At 68.5% G+C, this 17,636-nt stretch carries 13 protein-coding genes; 8 read left to right on the plus strand and 5 right to left on the minus strand.

All coding sequences use genetic code 11. From position 1 onward, the window contains the following. Positions 1-12: 12 nt before the first annotated feature. The 4 genes from ABTV68_RS09175 to ABTV68_RS09190 all read right to left on the minus strand — a co-directional run bounded on the left by ABTV68_RS09175 (position 13) and on the right by ABTV68_RS09190 (position 5,739). Positions 13-2,061, minus strand: a complete 2,049-nt coding sequence (locus ABTV68_RS09175; RefSeq protein ID WP_433677330.1) for a M3 family metallopeptidase — start codon at positions 2,059-2,061, stop codon at positions 13-15. Between the two features lie 146 nt (positions 2,062-2,207). After that, positions 2,208-2,429, minus strand: coding sequence for a hypothetical protein (locus tag ABTV68_RS09180; protein ID WP_433677331.1), 222 nt, complete (start codon positions 2,427-2,429; stop codon positions 2,208-2,210). Next, positions 2,426-4,999, minus strand: a complete 2,574-nt coding sequence (valS, locus tag ABTV68_RS09185) for a valine--tRNA ligase (protein WP_433677332.1) — start codon at positions 4,997-4,999, stop codon at positions 2,426-2,428. Before valS ends, ABTV68_RS09180 begins: the two co-directional genes overlap by 4 nt. 80 nt (positions 5,000-5,079) lie before the next feature. Next, positions 5,080-5,739 carry a hypothetical protein gene (locus ABTV68_RS09190; protein WP_433677333.1) on the minus strand — a complete coding sequence of 220 codons (660 nt, stop codon included), beginning with the start codon at positions 5,737-5,739 and terminating at the stop codon, positions 5,080-5,082. 200 nt (positions 5,740-5,939) lie between these two features. Here ABTV68_RS09190 and ABTV68_RS09195 point away from each other — a divergent pair, with 200 nt between their 5' ends. The 8 genes from ABTV68_RS09195 to ndk all read left to right on the plus strand — a co-directional run bounded on the left by ABTV68_RS09195 (position 5,940) and on the right by ndk (position 16,689). Beyond that, positions 5,940-7,580 carry an ABC transporter substrate-binding protein gene (locus ABTV68_RS09195; RefSeq protein WP_433677334.1) on the plus strand — a complete coding sequence of 547 codons (1,641 nt, stop codon included), beginning with the start codon at positions 5,940-5,942 and terminating at the stop codon, positions 7,578-7,580. 37 nt (positions 7,581-7,617) lie between these two features. Next, the gene (locus tag ABTV68_RS09200) at positions 7,618-8,568 is read left to right on the plus strand and encodes an ABC transporter permease (RefSeq protein WP_433677335.1); all 951 of its coding nucleotides are present in this window, start codon (positions 7,618-7,620) and stop codon (positions 8,566-8,568) included. Next, on the plus strand, positions 8,565-9,374 hold the full coding sequence (locus ABTV68_RS09205; protein WP_433677336.1) for an ABC transporter permease: 810 nt from the start codon (positions 8,565-8,567) through the stop codon (positions 9,372-9,374). The genes ABTV68_RS09200 and ABTV68_RS09205 overlap by 4 nt, the downstream gene beginning before the upstream one ends. Further along, positions 9,371-10,930, plus strand: coding sequence for an ATP-binding cassette domain-containing protein (locus ABTV68_RS09210; RefSeq protein WP_433677337.1), 1,560 nt, complete (start codon positions 9,371-9,373; stop codon positions 10,928-10,930). Before ABTV68_RS09205 ends, ABTV68_RS09210 begins: the two co-directional genes overlap by 4 nt. Positions 10,931-11,163: 233 nt before the next feature. Continuing rightward, on the plus strand, positions 11,164-14,538 hold the full coding sequence (ileS, locus tag ABTV68_RS09215; RefSeq protein ID WP_433677338.1) for an isoleucine--tRNA ligase: 3,375 nt from the start codon (positions 11,164-11,166) through the stop codon (positions 14,536-14,538). After that, positions 14,538-15,890, plus strand: a complete 1,353-nt coding sequence (locus tag ABTV68_RS09220; protein WP_433677339.1) for a bifunctional folylpolyglutamate synthase/dihydrofolate synthase — start codon at positions 14,538-14,540, stop codon at positions 15,888-15,890. The genes ileS and ABTV68_RS09220 overlap by 1 nt, the downstream gene beginning before the upstream one ends. Next, entirely contained in the window at positions 15,887-16,267 is a 381-nt protein-coding gene (locus tag ABTV68_RS09225) for a DUF4233 domain-containing protein (protein WP_433677340.1), read from the plus strand. Before ABTV68_RS09220 ends, ABTV68_RS09225 begins: the two co-directional genes overlap by 4 nt. Positions 16,268-16,272: 5 nt before the next feature. Then, positions 16,273-16,689 carry a nucleoside-diphosphate kinase gene (ndk, locus tag ABTV68_RS09230; protein WP_404922217.1) on the plus strand — a complete coding sequence of 139 codons (417 nt, stop codon included), beginning with the start codon at positions 16,273-16,275 and terminating at the stop codon, positions 16,687-16,689. A gap of 78 nt (positions 16,690-16,767) precedes the next feature. Here ndk and ABTV68_RS09235 read toward each other — a convergent pair whose 3' ends face one another. After that, positions 16,768-17,355 carry a vitamin K epoxide reductase family protein gene (locus ABTV68_RS09235; RefSeq protein ID WP_433677341.1) on the minus strand — a complete coding sequence of 196 codons (588 nt, stop codon included), beginning with the start codon at positions 17,353-17,355 and terminating at the stop codon, positions 16,768-16,770. Positions 17,356-17,636: the final 281 nt, after the last annotated feature.

Genomic DNA, 17,636 nt, shown 5'->3' on the forward strand with positions numbered 1-17,636 from the left:
GAGGCGGAAGCCTCAGTCTCCAAGCCCGCGTCGGGCGAGGAGCGGGCCGATCTCCGGGTCGCGACCTCGGAAGTCTCGGTAGGCCTCACGCGGATCCCGCGCACCACCCACGCCGAGCAGGCGTTCACGGAAGCGGTCGCCACCCGCGCGGCTCAGGCCGCCGTTCCCGGTGAACCACTCCACGGTGTCGGCGTCCATCACCTCTGACCAGATGTAGGAGTAGTACCCGGCGGAATAGCCGCCGGCGAACACGTGGGAGAAGTACGCCGTGGAGTACCGGGTCGGAACGGTGTCGGACGCCAGCCCGATATCAGCAAGCGCTGCGGCCTCGAACGCATCGATGTCCTCGACCCGCTCCGCTTCGGCGGAGGTGAGCGAATGCCAGGCGAAGTCGAGCCACGCCGCGGCCAGGTATTCGGAGGTCTGGAACCCCTGGTTGAACGTCTCGGCCGCGTTCAATCGGCCGACCACCGCGGGATCGATCGGCTCACCGGTCTCGACGTGACGGGCATAGTTGTCCAGTACCTCGGGCCAGAGCATCCACATCTCGTTCACCTGGCTCGGGAACTCGACGAAGTCGCGGAACACGTTGGTCCCCGAGAACATCGGATAGCGGGTGCGCGCAAACAGACCGTGCAGCGCGTGACCGAACTCGTGGAACAGGGTCGACACCTCATCGAACGTGAGCAGCGTCGGCCCTTCGCTGGGCTTCGGAACGTTGAGGTTGTTCATGACGACAGGCAGCGTGCCTTCCAGCTCGCTCTGCTCGACGATGGGGTTCATCCAAGCACCACCGCGCTTGGTGTCGCGGGTGTAGAGGTCCAGCGCGTACACGCCAACGACCGTGCCGTCGTCGTCGCGGACCTCGTACACCTCGACGTCCGGGTGGTAGGTCGGGAGATCGTCGCGGCGGTGGAAGGTGACGCCGTACGCTCGGGTTGCGGCGTAGAACACGCCGTCGTGCAGCACACGGCTCGCCTCGAACCAGGGCCGAAGCGCCGCCGTGTCCACGTCGTACTCCGCGGCACGGACCTTCTCGGTGTAGTACGCCCAGTCGGATGCCTCCAGCGGCCGTGGCGACTCCGTGGTGTCCAGCATTCGCTGCAGCCGTTCCTGCTCCGTCCGTGCGTTGCGGGCGGCCGCGGGTGCCAATCGCCGCAGCATCTCGGTGACGGCTTCGGGGGAGCCGGCGGTTTCGTCGGCCGTGACATAGGCGGCGTGGCTGGTGTAGCCGAGGAGCTCCGCACGACGCGCACGAAGCCGCACGATCTCCAACACGATGGCCGCGTTGTCCCAATCATTGCCGCGGTGCCCTCGCGAACGCGAGGCCGCCATGATTCGTCGGCGCGTGTTCGCGTCCGTGAGAACGGCCAGCGCCGGGTGGCCGGTGAAGTTCATGAGGTTGAGCAGGTACCCAGACAGGCCGCGCTCCTTCGCTGCGGCGTTCGCGGCAGCGATTTCGGCGTCCGTGAGCCCGTGCAACTCGGACGCATCCTCGAAGTGAACGGCGAGGTCATTCGTGTCGGCGAGGAGGTTCTTCTCGAACTGCGTCGTAAGAACGGAGATACGAGCGTTCAGGGTCGTCAGCGTCGCCTTGGCTTCGTCGTCGAGCGCGGCACCGGCGTGAGTCATGGTGCGGTAGCGCCGCTCGAGGAGATAGGCGTCCTCGCCGGCGAGGCCCAGCGTCTCGCGCTGTTCCCACACTGTGCTGACACGCTGGTACAGCTGGGTGTCGAGGGTGATCGCGTCGAAGTGCGCGGACAGCATCGGAGCCAGCGTCTCCTCGATGGCCTGGATCTCGTCGGTCGCGTCCGCGGAACTGACCGTGAAGAAGGCGTGAGCGACGCGCCGGAGGAACGCGCCGCTGCGCTCCAGCGCCACGAGGGTGTTCTCGAACGTGGGCGTCGATCGCACGCGCGTGAGGGCGTCGATCTCAGTGCGATGCTCGGCGAACGCCGCCTCGAATGCCGGGAGATAGTGCTCCGGGCGGATCCGGTCGTACGGCGGCACACCGTAGGGCAGCGATGACGGAACGAGCAGGGGATTGGCGCCAACAGTCATCTGCCCACCCTATCCACCCCAGGCCGACCCCATCATCCGCGAGACTTCCATCTGTGGGCGACAATCCGCGCAACGCGGCGATTGTCGCCCACAGACGGAAGTCTCGCGGGCTATGGGGTGACGTGAGGGGGTGTGGGAGGGGCGGCTCAGTCCTGCCAGGGGCGGGCGATGACCGAGCCGTCGGGGAGCTCGACCACCTCGATGCCGGCATCGAGTTCGGCCAGCGCGCGACCCTCCAGCCACGTGAGGGTCCAGTGCGAGCCGGCGGGGGCATCGGCATCGGCCTGGGCGATCGCGTCGCGCAGCTGCGCGGGCACGCTGGGCGGCGGGACCGTGCCCGCCGCCCAGCGCGTACCGAGCTGCATCATGCCTCCGCGGCGGGGGCGAGCTCGATCTCGACCACGGCCAGCTCTGCGCCGTCGACGAACTGCAGGTCGTCGATGCGTCCCACGGCGGCGAGATCGGCAGCAGCGCCGGCGAGGGCGGCGCGGACGTCTGCGGGAGCAGCCACAACGGCGCGCGCCACCGGCGTCTTCTGCGAGGCCTTCGCCTCGGTCTTCGCCCGACGGATGCCGATCAGAGCCGCGCTGGTGGCGGTGAGCACGGCGGTGTCCCCACCACGCTCGCCCGGCGCGGGCCAGGAGGCTGCATGGATCGAGCCCTCGTTGAACCAGGACCAGGCCTCCTCGGTGGCGAACGAGATCACCGGCGCCAGCAGACGCAGCAGCGTAGACAATGCGGTGCGCAGCGCGGCGATCGCGGAGGCGCCGGCCGCACCGCCCGCGTACGCGCGCTCCTTCACGAGTTCCAGGTAGTCGTCGCAGAACGTCCAGAAGAACGATTCGGTGACTTCCAGAGCACGGGCGTGGTCGTACTCGTCGAACGCGCGGGTGGCATCGGCGATCACCGCGTCCAACGTTGCCAGCATGCTGAGATCGAGCGCCTCGGTGACCGCAGCATCGCCCGGGTCGCCGAACGAGAGGACGAACTTGGCGGCGTTGAGCACCTTGATGGCCAGGCGACGACCGATCTTCACCTGCGTCGGGTTCTGCGGGTCGAAGGCTGCGTCCGCACCGAGGCGGCTCGAGGCCGCCCAGTAACGCACCGCGTCCGTGCCGTGCTGGGTCAGGATGTCCGCGGGCGTGACGACGTTGCCCTTCGACTTCGACATCTTCTTGCGGTCGGGGTCCACGATGAAGCCCGAAATGGCGGCATCGGTCCACGGGGAGCGGTTGTCCTCCAGCGTGCTGCGCAGCATGGTGGCGAACAGCCAGGTGCGGATGATGTCCTGCCCCTGCGGGCGCAGGTCGAACGGCGACACGAGATCCCACAGCTCGGTGTCACGCTCCCAGCCGCCGGCGAGCTGCGGGGTCAGCGACGACGTGGCCCACGTGTCGAAGATGTCCATCTCGCCGTCGAACCCGCCGGCCTGGCCACGCTGGTCCTCGGTGTAGCCCGCGGGAACATCGGTGGTCGGGTCGATGGGCAGCTGCGCGATGTCCGGGACCAGCACGCGGTCGTAGTCGCGCTCACCGTTCTCGTCCAGCGCGTACCACACCGGAATCGGCACGCCGAAGAAGCGCTGGCGTGAGACCAGCCAGTCCCCGGTGAGCCCGCCGACCCAGTTCTCGTAGCGCACGCGCATGAAGTCCGGGTGCCAGTTCAACTCGCGGCCCAGCTCCACGAGGCGCTCACGAAGCTGCGGGTCGCGGGCCCCGTTTCGGATGTACCACTGGCGCGTGGAGACGATCTCCAGCGGTCGGTCGCCCTTCTCGAAGAACTTGACCGGGTGGGTGAACGGACGCGGGTCGCCGATCATCTCGCCGGAAGCCTGCAGCAGCTCCACCATCTGCTTCTTGGCGCTGAACACCGTCTTGCCGATGAGCTCGCCGTAGGCGGCGATGCCCGCTTCGGACGTGATGGCCTCGGGACGTTCGTCGACGATCCGGCCGTCCTTGCCGATGATCGTGCGGTTCGGAAGATCTAGCTCGCGCCACCAGATGATGTCGGTCACGTCACCGAAGGTGCAGACCATCGCGATTCCCTTGCCCTTGTCGGGCTGTGCCAGGTGATGCGCGAGCACCGGGACCTCGACGCCGAAGACCGGGCTGGTCACGGTGGTGCCGAACAGGGGCTGGTAGCGCTCGTCGTCGGGGTGGGCGACCAGAGCGACGCACGCGGCGAGCAGCTCCGGACGCGTGGTGTCGATCTCCACGTCACCGTTCGCGCCGTGGAACACGAGCGTGTGGTAGGCGGACGGCTGCTCACGATCCTCGAGCTCCGCCTGCGCGATCGCGGAGCGGAAGTCGATGTCCCAGAGCGTGGGGGCCAGATCCTGGTAGGCCTCGCCGCGCTCGAGGTTGCGCAGAAACGCGAGCTGGCTGGTGCGGATCGTGTCGTCGGAGATCGTCCGGTAGGTCTGCGTCCAGTCCACCGACAGGCCGAGCTGACGGAACACGGCCTCGAACTGCTTCTCGTCCTCGACCGTGAGCTCCTCGCACAGCTCGATGAAGTTGCGGCGCGAGATGGGCTGCTGATCCGCGGCCTTGGACGACTTGTTGTCGCCGCCGCGGAACGGGGGAGTGAAGTCGGGGTCGTACGGCAGCGACGGGTCACAGCGCACGCCGTAGTAGTTCTGCACCCGGCGCTCGGTGGGCAGTCCGTTGTCGTCCCAGCCCATCGGGTAGAACACGCTCTTGCCGCGCATGCGCTCGAAGCGCGCCTTGATGTCGGTGTGCGTGAACGAGAAGGCGTGGCCGATGTGAAGGCTGCCGGAGGCGGTGGGCGGCGGGGTGTCGATGGAGTACACCGATCCGCGACCCTGCGCGGCTGCGGCCGCGCGATCGAACCGGAAGACACCGGTCTGCTCCCACTGCTCGGACCACTTGGCCTCGAGACCTTCGAGGGCGGGCTTGTCGGGAATCTGCGCGTCGGCCATGGGGTCTCCAGAGGCGATATGTGCGGCACCGTGTGAGCGTGCCTGAGTGTTTGGGAGAGACCAGTCTACGTGCTCGCCGTTCAGTCCCGAACGTGGACCCCCAGCGCCGTCGCGAGAGCCGCTGCGGCCAGCTGAGCCTGAAGGGACGTGATCGTCGCGCCGGCGAGACCGCGGGGATCGAGATGGTGGGCGATGTCCAGACCCCGCAGATCGACGTCGGTGTTGCGGCTCTCACGCAGGTCCAGCTCGTCGACGCTGGACGACACGAACCGAACCCGCGTGAGGGTGGCGGCCGGCGCGTCGAGTGAACCGAACGTGGTGCGCGCAACGTCGACGTCTGCGGCGGACGCGCGCCCGGCGCTGAGATAGTCGACGCGCGAATCCTCGATGATCAGCTCGGCGACCTCCGCGTCCGCGAGATCAAGACTGCCGATGCGGCTGGAGTGGACGTGCACCCGCCGGAGGTGCGCGCCCCGCAGAGAGAGGGAGGCGATCTGCATCGTGTCGAACTCGATGTCACGCAGAGTGCCGTGCGCGGCGTCGAAACGATCCAGCACGCCGCCGGTGAAGCGGGAGCCGGCGAGATCCGCGTACGGCGCGTCGAAGGATCCCCGTGCATCGACCCACTCGACGTCCTCCGCGGTCACACCCCGCCGCGGCTCCGGTCCGGTCGAGAACTCGCGGGGGAGGTCGGGGGTGTCGGCCTGAGGCGGACGAAGGGTGCGGGAGGTGCGGGCCATGTCGGAAGTCTAGGCAGGGCCTCGGACGTTGACCTGAGGGGGTGTCGCGCCCGACCCGAACGGGCGCGACACCGTGCCGCGGAGATACTCACGCGACAGCCGGCCGCTGGAGGGCCGAGGCGGTAATTGCACCGCGTCCAATAACCTACCCGATGCGGTAGATTGGATTCATCCCTGACCCGCACATCCGAGGATCCCGCATGTCTGCTCGTTCCGTCGGCCGCCGAATGCTGGCCGCACTCTCTCTGACTGTCGCTGCGACGATCGTCCTCGCCGGCTGCGCCGGATCGGACGCTCTGGCCTCGGGCGGGGGCGACGCCTCCGGCGGGTCCTCCGGAGAGCTCACCTGGGCGATCGCCGGCGCGACGCTGTCCGAAGGCCACATGGACCCGCAGACGAGTCAGATGGACGTGACGGCGATGGTGCAGCGGGTCGTGTTCGACTCGCTCGTGTTTCAGAACGCCGACGGATCGTTCTCGCCCTGGCTGGCGACCAAGTGGGACGTCTCCGCGGACGGCCGCAGCTACACGTTCACCCTTCGTGACGACGTCACCTTCACCGACGGCGAGGCGTTCAATGCGGAGGCCGTGAAGGCGAACTTCGACCGCATCATCGCCCCCGACACCGCCTCCGCCCAGGCGGCGAGCATGCTCGGTGGCGACAACTACGCCGGCACGACGGTCGTCGACGACACCACAGTGCGCGTGGACTTCCACGAGCCCTACGCTCCCTTCCTGCAGGCCGCGAGCACGCCCCTGCTCGGCTTCTACTCGCCGCGCGTGCTCACGGAATCCCTGGACAAGCTGAAGGCCGGCGGGCCTGATGTGACGGTCGGCACCGGCCCCTACATCCTCAGCGAGTACACCGCGGATCAGGAGATCGTCTACACCGCGAACCCCGATTACGCGTGGGGTCCGCAGGGGCAGAAGACGCCGTCGATCCAGACGCTGCGTGTCGCCCTCGTTCCTGAGCCGTCGGTGCGCACCGGAATGGCGAACTCGGGTGAGGCGCAGCTGGTCAGCGAGCTGCCGCCGAGCTCCGTCGTCGAACTGAACCCGGATCTCACCGTGGACACGAAGGCTTACCCGGGCATGCCGTACTCACTGTTCCTCAACGAGAAGTACGGAGTCTTCGCCGACCAGAAGGTACGTCAGGCATTCGAGCTCGGAATCGACGTGGACAGCGCGGTCGAGTCGATCTTCGACGGACAGTTCGAGCGTGCGTGGAGTGTCCTCGGACCCACCACGCCGATGTACGACGCGGCGATCGAGGGCACGTGGGCGTTCGACTCGAAGAAGGCCGAGGCCCTGCTCGACGAGGCCGGCTGGACCGGCCGCGACGCCGAGGGATACCGCACCAAGGACGGGAAGCGGCTGAGCGCCCGCTGGATCGCCTGGACGCCCATCCCCGATGACCGCACGGCTCTCGGCAACGCGATTCAGTCGGATCTCAAGAAGATCGGATTCGAGGTGGTGCGCGAGGCGCTCGAGCCCGGTGCCTACAACGAGCAGTACGGTCCGAAGACGTATGACATCACGGACTGGGGCTTCTCCGGCGTGGACCCCGACTACCTCCGCTCCCACCTGGCGACCGAGGGCTTCCAGAACGCCTCCCAGGTGTCCGATCCCGCTGTCGACGCGCTCGTCACGAAGGGCGCCCAGACGGTCGACGCGACGGAGCGCGCGGCCGTGTACACCGAGCTGCAGGAGTGGAACGCCGAGCACGTCGCCATCGTCCCGCTCTACGTCCCCGCCCTCATCAGCGCCAGCGCGCCCGAGGTGACCGGACTCGCCTTCGACCTCTACGGTCGTCCGCTGTTCTACGACGCCTCGATCGACTGAGGTGGTCCGAGCGACCACGCCGCGGCGGCGTGACGGAGTGATCCGGCGCGCCGCCCTCGGCGTGTCCGGGGGAGTGCTTCTGCTGTGGGCGGCGGCAACGGCCTCGTTCCTCTTGATGCGCGTGATCCCGGGGGACCCGGTCGCCGTGATGCTGGGGCCGCAGGCGAACGTATCGGAGGACGTGAAAGCGCGTCTGCGCGAACAGCTGGGGCTCGATCGACCGATGCTGCAGCAGTATGTCGACTACCTCGGCGGCCTGGTGCGCGGTGACTTCGGGGAGTCGTTCCAGTTGCGCCTTCCGGTCACCGAGGTGATCGGACGTCAGCTCGGCGCAACGCTCCAACTCACCCTCGCGGCACTCGGGATCGCGCTGGCGCTCGTGCTGATCGTGGCGATCGTCGCGCGCACGCGGCGGACTCGGACGGTGGCGGCCGCGATCGAGCAGGTCGTGCTCGGGATGCCCGTGTTCTGGATCGGATTGATCCTGCTGTCGGTCTTCGCGTTCGGTCTCGGCTGGTTCCCGGTCTCCGGGTCGCGCCCCGGGGCGCTCGTCCTGCCCGCGCTCACGCTGGCGCTGCCGACGGCGGCGCTGCTGGGGCAACTGCTTCGCGACGGGTTGGAGCAGGCAGAGCGCTCGAACTTCGCCGAGACCGTTCGAGCGCGCGGAGCCGGCGAGATCCGACTGCTCGCCCACCACACCCTCCGGCACGCGACGGTCGGCGTGCTCCCGATGGTCGCATACCTGATCGGTTCTCTGCTGGGGGGTGCGGTACTCGTCGAGACGGTGTTCGCTCGTCCGGGCCTGGGCCGCGTGACGCTGGCCGCCATCACCGACCGGGACGCTCCGGTGCTGAGCGGTGTGCTTCTGCTGAGCTGCGCGGTGTTCGTTGTGGTCTCGGTGCTGTCCGATCTCGCGATTCCGCTCCTGGATCCGCGACGACGGGCTCGCACCGCGGCGCCCCTTCCGGACAGCAGGGAGTCCGCATGATGCGGCGCGTGCTGCTCGTCCTCGCCGGCGCCGTGCTCCTGGTGCTCATCGCCATGGCGGTGGTGCCTCAGGTCTTCACGACCGTCGATCCGCTGCTGGCCGACGTGTCCTCGCGTCTGCAACCGCCGAGCGCTGGGCACCTCTTCGGCACCGATCAGAGCGGACGCGACGTCTTCGCGCGCGTCGTGTACGGTGCACGCGCCTCGCTGGGGGTGGGCGTCAGCGCGGTGATCGCCGCACTCCTCGTCGGCACCGTGCTCGGCTGGCTGATCGGAAGCGCGCCGCGAGCTGTCGACGCCGTGACGATGCGGGTCGTCGATCTTGCGCTGGCGGTCCCGGAGTTCCTGGTCGCGCTGGTCGTTGTGGCCCTCCTCGGTCCGGGCTCCGGGAACGTCGCTCTCGCGGTGACGTTGGCGGTGATTCCGATCTACATTCGCTACGCGCGAGGACATACTCGCGCGATCGCGGCGGAGGAACACGTGGAGGCGGCGCGCATGCTCGGGCTCCCGGCGGTGACGGTGTCCCTGCGGCATGTGCTGCCCGCGGTCGCCCGGCGGCTGACCGTGCTCGCAACAATCGGCATCGGCAGCACGATCCTCGCGGTAGCGGGCCTCGGTTTCCTCGGCCTCGGCGCGGGGGAGCCGGCGCCGGAGTGGGGACTGATGCTCGCGGGCGGACGCAACGTGCTTGCGCGAGCCTGGTGGGTGACGCTGTTCCCCGGCCTCGCGATCACGCTCACGGTGGTGTGTGCGAGCCTGATCGGTCGGGCGCTGCGGGACCTGGTCGAGAGGGAGGACGCCCGATGAGTGGGATCGTGCTGCGCGACCTCGTGATCACGCACGGATCCGGATCGAACGCCCGTGAACTCGTCCGGATCGACGACCTGCGGGTGGACCCGGGGGAGTGCGTTGCGGTGGTCGGCGAGTCCGGCGCAGGGAAATCCCTGTTCCTGCGCGCCCTGCTGGGTCTCGTGCCGCGGCCGCTGCGCACATCCGCGACCCGGCTGGACGTCGATGGCGTCGACCTCACGACGGCATCGGGGCGGGATCTGCGGCGACTGCGCGGCGCGCGGATCGCGCTGGTGAGCCAGGACGCGCTGGTCGCGCTGGATCCGATGCGACGGGTGGGGGCGGAGGTGGCCGAGCCGCTGGCGATCCACACCCGCCTCTCCCGGCCGGCGCGACGTCAGCGGGCTGTGGCGTTGCTGGAGGATGTCGCCGTTGATCGGCCGGCGTTGCGAGCCGAGCAGTATCCGCATGAACTGTCTGGCGGGATGCGTCAACGGAGTCTGATCGCGTCCGCACTCGCGGCGGATCCGCCCGTGCTCGCACTCGACGAGCCGACCACCGCACTCGATGCCACGGTCCAGCGCCACGTGCTCGAGCTGGTGCGCTCACTGGCCGACGACGGGCGCGCGGTCGTTCTGATCAGCCACGACATTGCCGCGGTCGCCAGCGTCGCGGATCGGGTGATGGTGATGCGCGACGGTCGTGTGGTGGAGAGCGGGGAGACCTCCGACATCCTCTCGGCCCCGGCGCACCCGTATACGCGAGAGCTTCTGGTCGCGGCGCGGCGGTCGGCGCCCGCTCGGCGGACGGTGGGCGATCGGGTGCTGCTCGATGCTCGCCATCTGACGCGGCGTTTCGCTGAGACCACGGCGGTGAACGACGTCTCGCTGAGACTGCACACCGGCGAAGTCGTCGGAGTGGTCGGCGAGTCCGGTTCCGGCAAGTCCACCCTGATTCGGATGCTGTTGGGCGCGGAGAACCCGGACGAGGGCGATGTCACCCTCGACGGCGCGCCCTGGTCGCCGTTGACGGAGGCGGCGCGGCGCGGGCGGCGCACGCGGATCCAGCTGGTGGCGCAGAACCCGCGCGCGGCGTTCCTGCCGACGTGGACGATCGGGCGGACCCTCGCCGAGGCGTTGGAGGCGGCCGGCACGCCGCGTGCCGAGCGCCCGGATCGCGTTGCGCAGCTTCTCGCGCGGGTCGAGTTGGACCCTGCTCTTGCCTCCCGCCGCCCGGGCACGCTCTCGGGCGGACAGCTGCAACGCGCGGCGATCGCCCGCGCGCTCGCGACCCAGCCCGACGTGCTCCTGCTCGACGAACCGCTGTCGGCGCTCGATGTGTCGGTGGGGTCGCGGATTCTGGCACTGCTGCGGAGGCTCCGAGACGAGGGTGTGGCGATGGTGCTCGTGTCCCACGATCTCGCCGTCGTCGGCGAGCTGGCGGATCGGATTCTGGTGATGCGGGGCGGGCACATCGTCGAGGAGGGATTCTCCGGCGACGTCTTCGGATCGCCGAAGCATCCGTTCACCCGTGAACTGCTGGCGGCCCGCGCCGCTCTCCCCGCGGGACCGTAGAAGCGGCGGCTCAGTCCTGGGCGCGGTATGATCGACCGACATGCATCGATCCGGCATCACCGGGGAGCATTCGGAAGAACAGGCTGCGGCCCCAGTAGAACCGAACGGGGCAGGCCCGTCACAGCCGAAGTACGAAGTGGTCCACCGCTCGCCGGGCGGAGGGCAACGCGGGGTGGTACCGCGGTCGAGAGATCGTCCCCGCAGGAGCGAATCACGAGCACCTGCGAGATGAGATGACCTACCCACGATCCTCCTTCGGACCAGCCGCCGATCAGGCAGCGTCCGTCACGCCGAGCCCGCGGTTCCCGGAGATCGAGCGCGAGATCCTCGACTTCTGGGAGAGCGACGACACCTTCCGAGCATCCATCGCCCAGCGCGACGGCTCCGATGAGTGGGTGTTCTACGACGGCCCGCCCTTCGCCAACGGTCTACCTCACTACGGCCACCTCCTCACCGGCTACGCCAAGGACCTCTTCCCGCGTTTCCAGACCATGCGCGGCAAGAAGGTCGATCGTGTGTTCGGATGGGACACGCACGGCCTGCCGGCAGAGCTGGAGGCGATGAAGCAGCTCGGCATCACGGAGAAGAGCGAGATCGAGGCCATGGGCATCGACACGTTCAACGCCAAGGCTCGTGAGTCCGTGCTCACCTACACGCAGGAGTGGCGCGACTACGTGACGCGCCAGGCCCGCTGGGTCGACTTCGAGCGCGGGTACAAGACGCTGGACACGTCCTACATGGAGAGCGTGCTGTGGGCGTTCAAGACGCTCTACGACAAGGGTCTGGCATACGAGGGCTACCGTGTGCTGCCGTACTGCTGGCGCGATGAGACGCCGCTGTCCGCGCACGAGCTGCGCATGGACGACGACGTGTACAAGGAGCGCCAGGACCCGTCGGTGACGGTGAGCTTCCCGCTCGTCGGCGCCAAGGCGGAATCTCTCGGGCTCACGGGTGTGCGGGCGCTGGCCTGGACCACCACCCCGTGGACGCTGCCCACGAACCTCGCCCTCGCTGTCGGACCCGACATCGACTACGTCGTGGTTCCGGGTGGCCCTGCGGGCGCTGCCGATGTCGTTGCGGGCGATGACACCGAGTCCGCGGTGGCACATCGCTACCTGCTGGCAGGCGCGCTGCTCGGAGGCTATGCGAAGGATCTCGGCTACGCGTCGGCTGAGGAGGCCCAGGCGGCGGTGGAGCGCACGGTGCGCGGCGCCGAGCTCGCCGACGTGCACTACGACCGCCTCTTCGACTACTACGCCGACGCGGAGGCCTACGGCACGAGCACGGCGTGGCGCATCCTCGTCGACGACTACGTCTCCACCGGTGACGGCACCGGCATCGTGCACCAGGCCCCGGCCTATGGTGAGGATGACAAGCGCCTGGCGGACGCCGCCGGTCTTCCCACGATCCTCTCCCTGGACGACAGTGGTCGATTCCTTCCCGCTGTCACGGATGTCGCCGGCGAACTGTGGATGGACGCCAACCGTCCGCTGATCCGCCTGCTCAAGGCGAACGGTCGGCTGCTGCGCGAGGCCTCCTACCTGCACTCCTATCCGCACTGCTGGCGCTGCCGGAACCCCCTGATCTACAAGGCCGTGTCGAGCTGGTTCGTGCGCGTCACGGACTTCAAGGACCGCATGCTGGAGCTCAACCAGGAGATCACCTGGGTGCCGGAGAACGTCAAGGACGGCCAGTTCGGCAAGTGGCTCGAGGGCGCGCGCGACTGGTCGATCAGCCGCAATCGCTACTGGGGATCACCCATCCCGGTGTGGAAGAGCGATGACCCGGAGTACCCGCGCGTGGACGCGTACGGATCCTTCGAGGAACTGGAGCGCGACTTCGGTCGGCTGCCCCGCAACGAGAAAGGCGAGCCGGACCTGCACCGTCCCTACATCGACGAGTTGACCCGGCCGAACCCTGACGACCCCACCGGAAAGTCGACGATGCGCCGCATCGAAGACGTGCTGGATGTCTGGTTCGACTCGGGCTCGATGCCGTTCGCGCAGGTGCACTACCCGTTCGAGAACCGCGAGTGGTTCGACTCGCACTCGCCGGCGGACTTCATCGTGGAGTACATCGGCCAGACCCGTGGCTGGTTCTACCTCCTGCACGTGCTCTCCACCGCGCTGTTCGATCGTCCCGCCTTCACCGGTGTGTCCTGCCACGGCATCGTGCTGGGCTCCGACGGGCAGAAGATGTCGAAGTCGCTACGGAACTACCCGGACGTGTCCGAGGTGCTCGACCGCGACGGCTCCGACGCCATGCGCTGGTTCCTGATGTCCAGTTCGGTGCTGCGCGGTGGCAACCTCTCCGTGACCGAGGAGGGCATCCGCGGTGGTGTGCGTGAGTTCCTGCTGCCGCTGTGGAACTCGTGGTACTTCTTCGCGACGTACGCCAACGCCGCGCAGCCCGGCGCTTATCAGGCGACGTGGCGCACGGACTCGACCAACGTGCTCGATCGCTACATCCTCGCGTTGCTGGGAGACCTGGTGACCGGCGTGACCGCGGACCTCGAGGGCCTGGACTCGACCAGCGCCACCGAGAAGCTCCGCGACTTCGCGGAGGCGCTGACCAACTGGTACATCCGCCGTTCGCGTGACCGGTTCTGGGTGGGTGTCACCGAGGACGACAGCTCGCGCGAGGCGTTCGACACGCTGTACACCGTCCTCGAGGTGCTGACGCGCGTCGCCGCTCCGTTGATCCCGCTCGTGTCCGAGCGCGTGTGGCAGGGTCTCACCGGTGGTCGCAGCGTCCACCTGCAGGACTTCCCGGACCCATCCGCATTCGCCCCGGCCGCCGACATCCGCGCCGCGATGGACGCCGTGCGCGAGATCTCCTCGACCGCCAACGCGCTGCGCAAGCAGCACGGACTGCGTGTGCGTCTGCCGCTCGCTAAGCTCACGGTCGTTGCCGCCGATTCCGCCGGTCTGGCACAGTTCGAGGGCATCCTGCGCGACGAGCTCAACGTGAAGGCGGTCGAGCTGGTCGAGGCCGAGGAGGGCATCGGCGAGCGGTACGGCATCAGCCGTCGCCTGGTGGTGAACGCCCGGGCCGCGGGTCCGCGGATCGGCAAGCAGGTACAGCAGGCGATCGGCGCGGCGAAGAGCGGTGACTGGTCGGAAGTGGACGGGGTGGTCACCGCCGGTGGCATCTCGCTCGAGCCCAACGAGTACGAACTCGCGCTGGAGGTGGCAGGCGGCGCCGAGGGCACCGCGCTGGCGCTGCTTCCCGGCGGTGGCTTCGTGCTGCTCGACACCGCGACCACGCCCCAGCTGGAGGCCGAGGGCCTCGCTCGCGACGTGATCCGCGCCGTGCAGGACACCCGCCGCGCCGCTGACTTCGACGTCAGCGACCGCATCCGCCTGCAGCTCGCGTTCGCGAGTGCGGAGGAGGCGGCGGCAGTCGCCGGCGCGTTCGAGGTGGCAGACGTCGCGGGGGAGACCCTGGCGACCAGCTACACCGTCCTCGGCGATGGTGCTTCGGTGCTGGCGTCGGGGGAGGCCGGCACCTCCTTCGAGCACACCGCCGATATCGTGGCGGGTACGTATGCGAACACCGCGGCCTTCACGGTCTCGGTTGCGCGCACAGGTGAGCGAGGAGAGCGCTGATGAGCGATCGCGACAGGGCCGACGCCGTCTACGCCGAACTGCTCACTCGCCAGGGCGAGCAGTGGGTGCAGCCCCGTGTCGAGCGCACCGCCCGTGTGCTCGAGCTGCTGGATGACCCGCAGCGGACGTACCGGGTGATCCACATCACCGGGACGAACGGCAAGACCTCGACGGCTCGCATGATCGAGTCGCTCCTGCGTGCGCACGGACTGCGTACTGGTCTGTTCACCAGCCCGCACCTGGTGCGTTTCACCGAGCGCATGCTGGTGGACGGTGAGCCGATGGCCGACGCCGCGGTGGCGGACGCGTGGGATGAGATCGCGCCGTTCGTGGAGATCGTCGACGCCGAGCTCGCCGCGAAGGGCGATGCCGCGCTGACCTTCTTCGAGCTGCTCACCGTGCTGGCCTTCGTCGGGTTCGCCGACGCTCCGATCGACGTGCTCGTCCTCGAAGTCGGTATGGGTGGTTCGTGGGATTCCACGAACACCGCCGACGGCGACGTTGCCGTGTTCACGCCGATCGACCTGGATCACGCCGACCGGCTGGGCGACACGATCGAGAAGATCGCCACCGTCAAGGCCGGCATCATCAAGGACGGCGCTGCGGTGGTCTCCGCGCGCCAGACGCCCGAGGCCGAGGCGGTACTTCGAGCCGCCGCCTCCGCGCACGGCGCGAGCATCGCGTTCGAAGGGGCAGAGTTCTCGCTCGTCAGCCAGCAGCTGGCCGTCGGCGGTCAGCAGGTCACCGTGCGTGGTGTCTCCGGATCCTACGAAGACGCCTACCTCCCGCTCTACGGCGCCCATCAGGGCCAGAACGCCGCCCTGGCGATCGCTGCCGTCGAATCCCTGATCGGCGGCGGAGAGCAGTCCATCGCCGAGGACATCCTGGCCGAAGGTCTCGCGGAGGCGACGTCTCCCGGCCGGCTGCAGCTCATCGGGATCGAGCCGACCGTGCTGGTCGACGCCGGGCACAACCCGCACGGAGCCCGTGCACTGGCTGCGGCGCTGCGCGAGTCGTTCGACTTCGATGAGTGGGGCCTCGTGCTCGGCGTCCTCGGCGATAAGGACGCGGCGGGCATCATCGACGCCCTGCGCGAGATCCCGGCCCACGTGTTCGTCACGGAGCCGGAGTCGGATCGCGCCCTGGATGCCGACGCGCTGGCCGATCTGGTGGAGGCGGCCGGCCTGCGCGCCAGCGTTCACCCCAACCTGGACGACGCGGCCGAGTCCGCTCGCGACTGGGCGGCCGAGGCACCTCGTCGCGCGGTGATCATCGTCGGCTCCGTCGTGCTCGCCGGTGAGGCGATCCGGCTGGCCGAGGATGAGGACTGGAAGGGGAGCACCGCCCGATGAGCGCCTCCTCACGCACCCCGTCCCTCATGGCGCGACTCGGCTCGATCGTGCTGATCTTCGAGGCGTTCGTCGCCTTCCTGGGCGGGCTGGTGATCTACGGCCTGCGCGCTCTACCCGAGACCATCGCCCCCTGGTGGGGGATCGTCGGCGGTGCCGTGGTGGCGCTGCTGATGGTGATCGTCGCCGGCTGCACACGATTTCGGTGGGGGATCGCCGCGGGTTGGGCGCTCCAGTTCGTCGTCCTCGCCGCCGCGTTCCTGAATCTCGCCTTCGTATTCGTCTTCCTCGTCTTCGGCGGGATGTGGGCGTATGCGATGATCACGTCGGCTCGTTTGGTCCGCAAAGGGCCCGGCCGCACCCTCCACGACAGAAAGTGACTGACATGGCAACCGAAGAAACGCTCGTCCTGGTCAAGCCCGACGGCGTCGCTCGCGGACTGACCGGCGCGATCCTCGCGCGCATCGAGGCGAAGGGCTACGCGCTCGTCGACCTCAAGCTCGTGCAGCCGGATCGCACGCTGCTGGAGCAGCACTACGCCGAGCACGAGGGCAAGCCCTTCTACGAGCCACTGCTCGAGTTCATGATGTCCGGTCCGTCGGTGGCGATCCGCCTCGCCGGCAACCGCGTCATCGAGGGCTTCCGCTCGCTCGCCGGCACCACGGATCCCACCACGGCCGCACCCGGGACGATTCGCGGCGACTTTGGCCGCGACTGGGGCCTGAAGGTGCAGCAGAACCTGGTTCACGGTTCGGACAGCGTTGAGTCCGCTGAGCGCGAGCTCGGCATCTGGTTCAGCTGAACGACATACGACAGCGGCGCCGCCCCACCGGGGACGGCGCCGCTGTCGTATGTCGACGGTCGGAAGCGGTGGGCCGACTTACAGCGAACCGAGCACGTCCAGGCGGACCTGGGCGAGGACCGCGATGACCGCCAGGATGACGACCGCGAAGACCGGGGTCCAGCCCATGAGGCGTTCGCCCAGATCGATGCCGCCACGACCGAAGGCACCCTGCTTCATGGCGGTGAAGGTGACCACGAAGAACGACGGGATCACCATCACCCAGGTGACCATGCACCAGGGGCACAGCACGTTGAGGGCGAAGATGCTCTGGAATGCGAGCCAGAACACGAAGCCGATGGCGAAGACGTAGCCGAGCCAGAAGAACGTCCAGAACCACCGGGCGAATCGCGCGCCGGCGAGAATGGCGAAGCCCACGACGATGGGCGCGACCCAGGCGGCGATACCGATCAGCGGGTTCGGGAAACCGAAGACGCTGCCCTGCCAGGAGGTGAGGTTCGTGCTGCACTGCACCAGCGGGCTGATGTCGCAGGAAGCGATCGAGTCCGGGTTCTCCAGCTTCTCGAACTTCTCGATCGTCAGGGCGAACGCGGCGTACCAGCCGATGATGCCACTGACGATCAGCCAGATGGCCACGCCGACGGGACGCTTGCGGGTTTCGGTCATGTCCTCAGTATGCCCGCCGGCTCATGCGACAAGGCCGGAGAAAACCTGGGAGCAGCCATATGCCGACATGCGTATGAATGGCTACTGGCCCATTTCCGGCCGATGGTGCGATAATGAAGGTCGTTGCACCCACCGGCCGCGCCGGTGAACGCAATGGAGAAGACTTCGAGGCCAAGACGGCCTCCGCGACCAGAGCCGCTGAGCCGGTCGCAGACCGAGTGAGTTCGCGGCACCGCCAGGTGCGGCGCCGCACGAGAATTTCGCCGGGCGACGCGCGGTGT

The organism is Microbacterium gorillae, from assembly GCF_050990725.1.
Taxonomy (GTDB): domain Bacteria; phylum Actinomycetota; class Actinomycetes; order Actinomycetales; family Microbacteriaceae; genus Microbacterium; species Microbacterium gorillae_A.

Bases quoted from the DNA above. Each gene is read 5' to 3' on its own strand.
- ABTV68_RS09220 (WP_433677339.1), top strand. From the start codon at position 14,538: ATGAGCGATCGCGACAGGGCCGACGCCGTCTACGCCGAACTGCTCACT.
- ABTV68_RS09225 (WP_433677340.1), top strand. From the start codon at position 15,887: ATGAGCGCCTCCTCACGCACCCCGTCCCTCATGGCGCGACTCGGCTCG.
- ndk (WP_404922217.1), top strand. From the start codon at position 16,273: ATGGCAACCGAAGAAACGCTCGTCCTGGTCAAGCCCGACGGCGTCGCT.
- ABTV68_RS09180 (WP_433677331.1), bottom strand. From the start codon at position 2,429: ATGATGCAGCTCGGTACGCGCTGGGCGGCGGGCACGGTCCCGCCGCCC.
- ABTV68_RS09175 (WP_433677330.1), bottom strand. From the start codon at position 2,061: ATGACTGTTGGCGCCAATCCCCTGCTCGTTCCGTCATCGCTGCCCTAC.
- ABTV68_RS09210 (WP_433677337.1), top strand. From the start codon at position 9,371: ATGAGTGGGATCGTGCTGCGCGACCTCGTGATCACGCACGGATCCGGA.
- ABTV68_RS09195 (WP_433677334.1), top strand. From the start codon at position 5,940: ATGTCTGCTCGTTCCGTCGGCCGCCGAATGCTGGCCGCACTCTCTCTG.
- ABTV68_RS09205 (WP_433677336.1), top strand. From the start codon at position 8,565: ATGATGCGGCGCGTGCTGCTCGTCCTCGCCGGCGCCGTGCTCCTGGTG.
- valS (WP_433677332.1), bottom strand. From the start codon at position 4,999: ATGGCCGACGCGCAGATTCCCGACAAGCCCGCCCTCGAAGGTCTCGAG.
- ABTV68_RS09190 (WP_433677333.1), bottom strand. From the start codon at position 5,739: ATGGCCCGCACCTCCCGCACCCTTCGTCCGCCTCAGGCCGACACCCCC.
- ABTV68_RS09235 (WP_433677341.1), bottom strand. From the start codon at position 17,355: ATGACCGAAACCCGCAAGCGTCCCGTCGGCGTGGCCATCTGGCTGATC.
- ileS (WP_433677338.1), top strand. From the start codon at position 11,164: ATGACCTACCCACGATCCTCCTTCGGACCAGCCGCCGATCAGGCAGCG.